This window comes from Actinomadura sp. WAC 06369 (assembly GCF_003947565.1).
GTDB classification, from domain to species: Bacteria; Actinomycetota; Actinomycetes; order Streptosporangiales; family Streptosporangiaceae; genus Spirillospora; species Spirillospora rifamycini.
In genome coordinates, this window is sequence record NZ_QHJN01000256.1 from 1 (window position 1) to 7,297 (window position 7,297).

The following is a 7,297-nucleotide window of genomic DNA, read 5'->3' on the forward strand; positions in this document are numbered from 1 at the left end:
GGGGATCGGCGGCACGGCGGGGGCGGGCGGCGGTCAGAAGAAGCCCTTCCGGCGGCCCGCGTCCTGGAGGAAGCCGTTCAGCTGGGACTCCCAGTCGGTGTTGCCGACGGTCGCGTAGTCGACCTTGAAGCGGCTGAACGAGTCGTGGCCCTCGGTGAAGATGCCGCCGCGCTTGTCGAGCTCCAGGACGACGTCCATGGAGGTCGGGTAGGAGACGAACGTCACCTCCAGCTGCTTGATGCCGCCCGCGTACTGCGGCGGCGGGGTGAACTCGATCTCCTGGTAGAACGGCAGCGTCTGGTTGACGCCGTAGATGCGGCCCCGCTCGCAGTCGGCGTTGCGGAAGCGGAAGCCGAGGTTGCCGAACGCCTCCAGGATGCGCGCCTGCGCGGGCAGCGGATGCACCGCGATCGGGTCGAGGTCGCCCGGGTCGATCGCGCCGGCGACCTCCAGCTCGGTGGCGAGGCCGACGGTGGTGCCGACCAGCGGGCGCCCGTACATGTGCGTCAGGGGCGCCTCCCACGGGATGGCGAACTCGAAGGGGATGGTGTGGCGCGAGCCGTCGTCCAGCTCGAAGCCCCCGGCGAGCGACACCTTCGCGTACTCGAGGTTCGTGACGTGCTCCGAGTCGCCCGACTCGACCTCGACCCGGCTGCGCAGCGCCAGGTTCAGCGACTTGATGTTGGAGTCGTGCTGGCCTCCGATCAGCGTGACCTCGCCGCGGACGACGCCGCCCGGCTGGGTGTTCGGGTCCTGCAGGGTCGTCTCGATCTGGGGGCCGCCGATGCCCATGGCCTGGCGGAGCTTCTTGAAGACCAAGGTTCTTCCTCCCGTGGTGGTGCCGAACGCCCCTGGCGCTCTCGACACATAGACGCACATGTCGGGGTTCGCGTTCCACCCTGCGGGAAGAGCGGCCGGGGCGCCGTCCGGACGGCCGCCGGACGGCCGCCGGACAGCGCCCCGGCTAGGGTCGCTCAGTGGCCCCCGCCCGCCAGGTTGAGGCCGATGACGCCGACGATGATGCAGGTCAGCGCCCCGATCTTCAACGCGGACACCTGGTCGCCCATCAGCAGCATGCCGAGCGCGGCGGTGCCGACGGCGCCGATCCCGACCCAGACGGCGTACGCCGTCCCGACGTCGAGCGTGCGGAGCGCCATGTTGAGGAGACCGAAACTGGTCACGGCGAAGACGAGGAAGCCGGCGGACGGCCACGGCTCGGTGAAGCCCTTGCTGGCCTTCAGGCACAGGGCCATGGCCACTTCGAAGAGGCCGGCGACGATGACGAGGATCCAAGCCATGTTCTGCTCCCGTGGACGAGACGGCTGCGGTCCGCGTCGTCTTGTCCTACCGGGTACGGCGCACCTCGTCCGGGAGGGGCCGGACGTGCGTCCCGCCGGGCCCTCGTCCCCGTCCAACGGCCCGCCCCGCCCCGGTGTTCCCGCCGGTGGGCAGCATCACCGGCGGGACCACCGGCCCGGCCGGCTCAGCTCCTGCCGAGCGCCCGGTACTCCCAGCCCGCGGCGCGCCAGCGGTCGGCGTCGAGGGCGTGCCGGCCGTCGACGATCCGCTTGTGCCGGACGACCTCGGCGAGCGCGTCGGGGTCGACCTCGCGGAAGTCGGACCACTCGGTGAGCAGCACGACGACGTCGGCGTCCTTGGCGACGTCGAACGCGCTCTCGCCGTAGCGCAGCTCGGGGAACGCGCGGCGCGCGTTGTCGAGCGCGGCCGGGTCGAACACGCGCACGTGCCCGCCGAGCCCGTGCATGGTGCGGGCGACGTCCAGGGCGGGGGCGTCCCGGATGTCGTCGGAGTTCGGCTTGAACGCCGCGCCCCACGCCGCGATGCGCTTGCCGGAGATCCCGCCGAGCATCTCCCGGACGAGGTCGACGGTGCGGGCGCGGCGGCGGCGGTTGATGTCGTCGACCTCGCGCAGGAACGACACCGCCTGCCCGACGCCGATCTCCTCGGCGCGGTGCGCGAACGCGCGGATGTCCTTCGGCAGGCAGCCGCCGCCGAAGCCGAGGCCCGGCTTGAGGAACTTGCCGCCGATGCGGTCGTCGAGGGCGAGCGAGTCGGCGAGGTCCTTGATGTCGGCGCCGACGGCCTCGCAGACCTCCGCCATCGCGTTGATGTAGGAGATCTTGGTGGCGAGGAACGAGTTCGCCGCGACCTTCACCAGCTCGGCCGTGGCGAGGTCGGTGCGCACGACCGGGGTGCCGAGGTCGAGGACCGGGCGGAACGCCGCCTCCAGCCGCTCGTGGGCCCAGTCGGACGCTACGCCGAACACGAGCCGGTCGGGGCGCATCGTGTCGTCCACGGCGAAGCCCTCGCGGAGGAACTCGGGGTTCCACGCCAGCTCGACCTCGGTCCCGGCGGGCGCCAGCTCGTGCACGATGCCGGTGAGCCGCTTCGCGGTCCCGACCGGGACGGTCGACTTGCCGACGACCAGCGCGCGGCGGTGCAGGTGCGGGGCGAGGCTCCGCACGGCCGCGTCGACGTAGGTGAGGTCGGCCGCGTCCGAACCGGGCTGCTGCGGGGTCCCGACGCAGACGAAGTGCACGTCGCCGAACTCGCCCGCCTCCTCGAACGAGGTGGTGAAGCGCAGCCGGCCCGACTCGAGCGCCTTGGTGAGCAGCTCCGGCAGGCCGGGCTCGAAGAAGGGGACCTCGCCGGCCGCGAGTTTGCCGATCTTGCGCTCGTCGACGTCCACGCCGAGCACCTCGAAGCCCAGCACCGCCATGCAGATGGCGTGCGTCGCACCGAGGTAACCGGTCCCGATGACGGTGAGCCTCGGGGCCTCCGCCTGGTTCATGGCACTTCTCCTTCTCGATGATGGTGACGGTAGAGCCCCTAAGAGCGCTTCCCCGTGTCGCTGGCACTGCCCCCTGTGTCAGGAGCACTGCCCCGTGTTGAGCAGTTCGCCGCCCGAGACCCTGTTGTCGCAGGCGACCGCGTTGCCGGCCGAGTCGAGCCTGATGCCCACGCCCTTGGCGTCCCCGAGGGCGATCACGTTGCGGCGGAAGACGTTCCGCGTGCCCCAGCCCTTGTACTCCTCGTGCGTCTGGAACCCGTCGGCGCCGGTCTTCGCGCCGCGGTTGTCCTCGACGACGTAGCCGTTGCCCTTGACGTCGACCCACGAGTCGTTGAACCCGCCGGACAGCTCCGTCCCGTCGAACGCGTTCCCCGCGATGCGCCCGCCGGACGTGCCCTCCTTGACGTCCACCGCCTCGGCGGTGGACCTGATCTTGTTGCCGGCGACGAGGTTGTTGTCGCTGCGGTCCGGCTGCCCGCCGGTCAGCGTGCCCCAGTTGTTGTGGGACGAGCCGAGGTAGACGCCCTCGCCGAAGCGGGGGTTCTCGCGGCCCGTGCGCGATATGGAGTTGTACTGCACGGAGTTGCCCGTGCTGAACCGCCGCAGATGGACGGCCTCGTCCCCGATGTTGCGGATCGTCAGTTCCTGGACGACCGACGCTCCCGTCCCGTCGAACATGACGCCCTTCTGGCTGTTCTGCAACGTGAAGCCGATCAGCCGCCAGTGCGCCGCGTCCTGGAGGTGGAAGCCGTACCCCTCGCCGGTGCCGCCGCCGTCCAGGACCGACTCCGGCGTCCCGCACACGAAGATCGGCCGGTCCCGCGCGCCGGACTTCTGGCTCAGGAACCGCCCCCGGAACGTGCCGGGGGCCAACTGGATGACGGTCCCCGGCTCGGCGACGTTGAGCGCTTCCTGCAGCTTGACGGCGTCCGTCACGGTGACGGTCGGCTCCGGGCAGGAGATCCGCTCGGTCGAGGTGGGCAGCGGGAACCGCTGCGCGCCGCCCGGCTCGCCCGCGCCCGCCCCGCCGCCCGCGCCGGCGGGGCCCGTCCCGTTCGGGGCGGGCACGTCCGCCGACGGCCCCGCCACGACGTCACCGCCGGACGGGACGTCCTCCGGGTCGTCGCCGGATCCGGTGGCGAGCACGACGAGCGCGCTGGTGGCGACCGCCCCGGCCACCAGGATCCCGGTGAACTTCAGATCGATCTTCACGATGCACCAGTTTCGCCCCGGTCGCGCGCGTTCCGCGCGTCAGGAGCACTTCCCGTCCTTGGTGAGCTTGCCGCCGTTCACCATCTTGTTGTCGCACTTGACGATGTTGCCGCCCTTGGTGTCGGCGATCCCGACGCCGTTGCCGCCGCCCAGGTCGATGGTGTTGCCGGTGAACGTGTTGTTCTTGCCCCAGCCGTCGATGATCTCGTGGGTCTGGAAGCCGTCCAGCGGGGTCCCGGTGCCCTTGTTGCCCTGGATCAGGTAGTTGTTTCCCTTGACGTCGATCCACGAGTCGTTGTGCTTGCTGCCGCCGGTCTTCGTCCCGTCGAACACGTTGTTCAGGATCTTGCCGCCGGACGTGCCCTCCTTGATGTCGACCGCCTCGGCGGTGGCCCGGATGACGTTGCCGCGCACGACGTTGTTGTCGCTCTTGTCGGGCTGCCCGCCGGTGATCTTCTTGAAGTTGGACTCGGCGCTGCCCAGGTAGACGCCCTCGCCGAACTTCTCGCGGCGCATCCCGGTGTTGTAGATCTTGTTGTACTGGACGGTGTTGCCGGTGGAGAACTTCCGCAGGTGGATGGCCTCGTCGCCGATCTGGTGGACGGTCAGCCCCTGGATGTACGACCCGTTGGTGCCGTCGCCCATCACGCCCTTCTGGCTGTTGCTGACGGTGAACCCGATCAGCCGCCAGTAGTTCGCGCCGTCCAGGTGCAGGCCGTAGCCCTCGTCGACGCCGCCGCCGTCCAGGACCGCCTTCGCGTCGCCGCACAGGTAGATCGGCTGCTGCTGGGTACCGTCCGTCTTCGCGACGAACTTGCCCTGGTAGGTGCCGGGGTTCATCTTGATGACGTCGCCGGCCTTGGCGCTCCGCAGGGCCGTCTCCAGGCTCGCGGCGTCGCTCACCGTCGTGGTGGGCGCCGGGCAGTCGATCTTGCCCTCGCCCTCGGGGACGGGCAGCGTCAGCGCCGGTCCGGCCGCGCCGCCGTTCCCCTCGTCGCCGCCGTCGCCGCCCTCGCTCTCCTCCTCGCCCGGCTCGGTCGCGCCCGGTGCGGGAGCGACCGGCTCCAGCGACGAGTTCTGCGACGCGTTGCCGGGTTCGGCGTCGTCGTCGCCGGTGAAAAGGATCACCAGCGAGCCGACCACGACGGCGCCGATCAGCAGGCCCGCGAGGAACTTGATATCGATTTTGACTGTCATCGGACGGTCTACTCCTTGGATCCGCTCTGGTGCGTCATTGCCGTGCCGTGCCGTGCGCCGACCGGCCCGATGGGCCGGGCCTAGTGGTCGACGCGTGTCCCCGCGGGCTGCCGTCGCTGCTGGTGCGGCGGCGCCGCGGGAGCGGTACGGCGGAGCAGGCGCACGGGGCGCTCCTCGAGTTTGGTCTGGTGCTCGTACGGATGGGCGCCGCGCCGGCCGATCCGCATCCCCGCGCCCCGCGAACGGAACATGGAGACGGCGACCAGCAGGAAGACGCCCGCCCAGATGACGTTCATGGGCTTGAACACGCGCTTGACCCAGGTCCAGAAACCGGCGGTCTTGTTCCAGCCCTTGATGTTGTTGCCGGTGTTCTTGTACTGGCCCTTGGCGCGGTCGTAGTCGAGCGCGCTCGACCCGGACCCGCTGATGGTGTTCCCGGCGATGACCGTCGCGGAGACGTCGCCCTTCAGCGTGACGCCGTGCCGGGACGCCGACTGGACGGTGTTGCCCTGCAGCGTCACCGACGAGTCCCGAACGTACAGGGCGGTCTGGGTGCCGTGGATGACGTTCCCCGCGACGCTGCCGCCCTCGACGCCGTCCCGCAGCACGATGCCCTGCCGCTCCGGCCCCCGGATCTGGTTCCCCGAGATCTGCACCTGGGTCGCCATCTCGCGGGCCACGATGCCCATGTCGCCGCCGGTCACCCGGCTGTTCTGCACGGCGACGTTGTCGCCGCCGAGGATCTCGAACCCGTACCGCTCGTTGTTCTCGGCGGCGCTCCCGCTGATGAGGTTCTGGCCGAACGCCGTCGTCCCCTCACCGGACGCGGACGGGCCCTCCGCGAGCGGCTGCCCGTTGAGCGTGTAGCCGTTCCCGCCGTTGTCCCGGGAGTTGCAGTTCGTGATCCGCACGCCCTCGGTGCCGCGCGACAGGACGAACCCGTCGCCGCGGCTCCGCGACACCGTGGTGTTCTCGATCGTCGCGTTCTTCGCGAACCGGTGCAGCAGCACCCCGTTCACGAGGCTGCCGGTGATCTCGTTGTTCGCGAGCCGCGTCTGGTTCGACGCCGTCACGAAGATCCCGTAGGCGTTGCCGTCGAACGTCGAGTTCTCGATCGTCCCGCTGACCAGGCTCGCCTGCGGCACGTGGAAGGAGGTCGCCCCGCCCGCCCCGTTCGCGGCCTGCACCTCGATCTGGTCCTGGTTGCCGCGGGTCTGCTCGCGCGAGCCGTCCGGCATCCGCACCTGGTGCGGCGCCCCCGGCTGGGCCTGCTCGGCGGAGGAGTCCGGACGGTCCGAGCCCGTCAGCGAGACGCCGCCGGTGCGGCCGCTCCAGAAGCCGAGGTGCTTCACGTTCGTGTAGGTCATGCTGAACGAGCCGCCGATCGCCCGGATGTAGGCGCGGCCGTCGCTCACCTTCGTGTCCGGCGAGCGGGTCTCCTCGTTCCAGCTCGTGATGTTGACGGGGTTCTGCGCCGAGCCGTTGATCCGGACGCTCCCGCCCGCGCTCACGATCGACGCGAACGAGCCGGGCACGCTGCGCATCCGGATCGTCAGCGGCCCGGTCGAGCTCTGCAGGACCAGCTTGCCGCCCGCCGCCACCATGATGCTGACGTTCAGCAGGTACGACCCGTCGCCGAGCTGCTGGAAGTCCTCCCCGGCGAGCTTCTGCAGCTCCGACACGTAGTAGGGCTCGCGGCGCTGCGGCAGCATCAGGGTCCGGCCGTTGGCGGAGCTCATCAGCCGCGGCTGCCGCGCCTGGACGGCCGTCGCCCCGCCGCCCGCGATGTCCGACTCCTGCTGGGCGCGGGTCTGCATGACCCGCAGGTCCTCCTGGTCGACCAGCGTCGACTGCTGCTGCGCGGCCGTCGAGGTCACGTCGTTCACCCCCGGCATCTCCGGCGGGCGGTCCGCGTAGACGCGGTACGCGTACGTCCCGCCGCCCGCCAGGCCGAGCACCAGGACGGTCGTCAGGACCTTGCTGCCGCGCCCCCGAAGAAGGGGCGCGGCAGCAAGGTCCTGACGACCGTCCTGGTGCTCGGCCTGGCGGGCGGCGTGCGCCGGTCCGGACGGGGCC

General features: G+C 70.8%; 6 protein-coding genes and 1 riboswitch. All 6 genes read right to left on the reverse strand.

Features of this window, described 5'->3' with window-relative positions; genetic code table 11:
• Positions 1 to 33: 33 nt before the first annotated feature.
• Complete coding sequence (locus DMH08_RS37290) at positions 34 to 819, reverse strand: sporulation protein (RefSeq protein ID WP_125620923.1); 786 nt, start codon at positions 817 to 819, stop codon at positions 34 to 36.
• A gap of 155 nt (positions 820 to 974) precedes the next feature.
• On the reverse strand, positions 975 to 1,298 hold the full coding sequence (locus DMH08_RS37295; RefSeq protein WP_125620925.1) for a DMT family transporter: 324 nt from the start codon (positions 1,296 to 1,298) through the stop codon (positions 975 to 977).
• A gap of 30 nt (positions 1,299 to 1,328) precedes the next feature.
• Positions 1,329 to 1,397: riboswitch (guanidine-III (ykkC-III) riboswitch) on the reverse strand.
• Between the two features lie 86 nt (positions 1,398 to 1,483).
• The gene (locus tag DMH08_RS37300; RefSeq protein WP_026402760.1) at positions 1,484 to 2,812 is read right to left on the reverse strand and encodes a UDP-glucose dehydrogenase family protein; all 1,329 of its coding nucleotides are present in this window, start codon (positions 2,810 to 2,812) and stop codon (positions 1,484 to 1,486) included.
• A gap of 78 nt (positions 2,813 to 2,890) precedes the next feature.
• Positions 2,891 to 4,024, reverse strand: coding sequence for a right-handed parallel beta-helix repeat-containing protein (locus DMH08_RS37305; RefSeq protein ID WP_125620927.1), 1,134 nt, complete (start codon positions 4,022 to 4,024; stop codon positions 2,891 to 2,893).
• 39 nt (positions 4,025 to 4,063) lie between these two features.
• Positions 4,064 to 5,221 (reverse strand): right-handed parallel beta-helix repeat-containing protein, encoded by a 1,158-nt coding sequence (locus tag DMH08_RS37310; protein WP_199748187.1) that lies wholly within the window; start codon positions 5,219 to 5,221, stop codon positions 4,064 to 4,066.
• 80 nt (positions 5,222 to 5,301) lie between these two features.
• A partial coding sequence (locus DMH08_RS37315) for a right-handed parallel beta-helix repeat-containing protein (protein ID WP_148108639.1) occupies positions 5,302 to 7,297 on the reverse strand: 1,996 nt, incomplete at its 5' end.

Coding starts and splice junctions, on each gene's coding strand:
- DMH08_RS37295 (WP_125620925.1), bottom strand. CDS start 1,298: ATGGCTTGGATCCTCGTCATCGTCGCCGGCCTCTTCGAAGTGGCCATG.
- DMH08_RS37300 (WP_026402760.1), bottom strand. CDS start 2,812: ATGAACCAGGCGGAGGCCCCGAGGCTCACCGTCATCGGGACCGGTTAC.
- DMH08_RS37310 (WP_199748187.1), bottom strand. CDS start 5,221: ATGACAGTCAAAATCGATATCAAGTTCCTCGCGGGCCTGCTGATCGGC.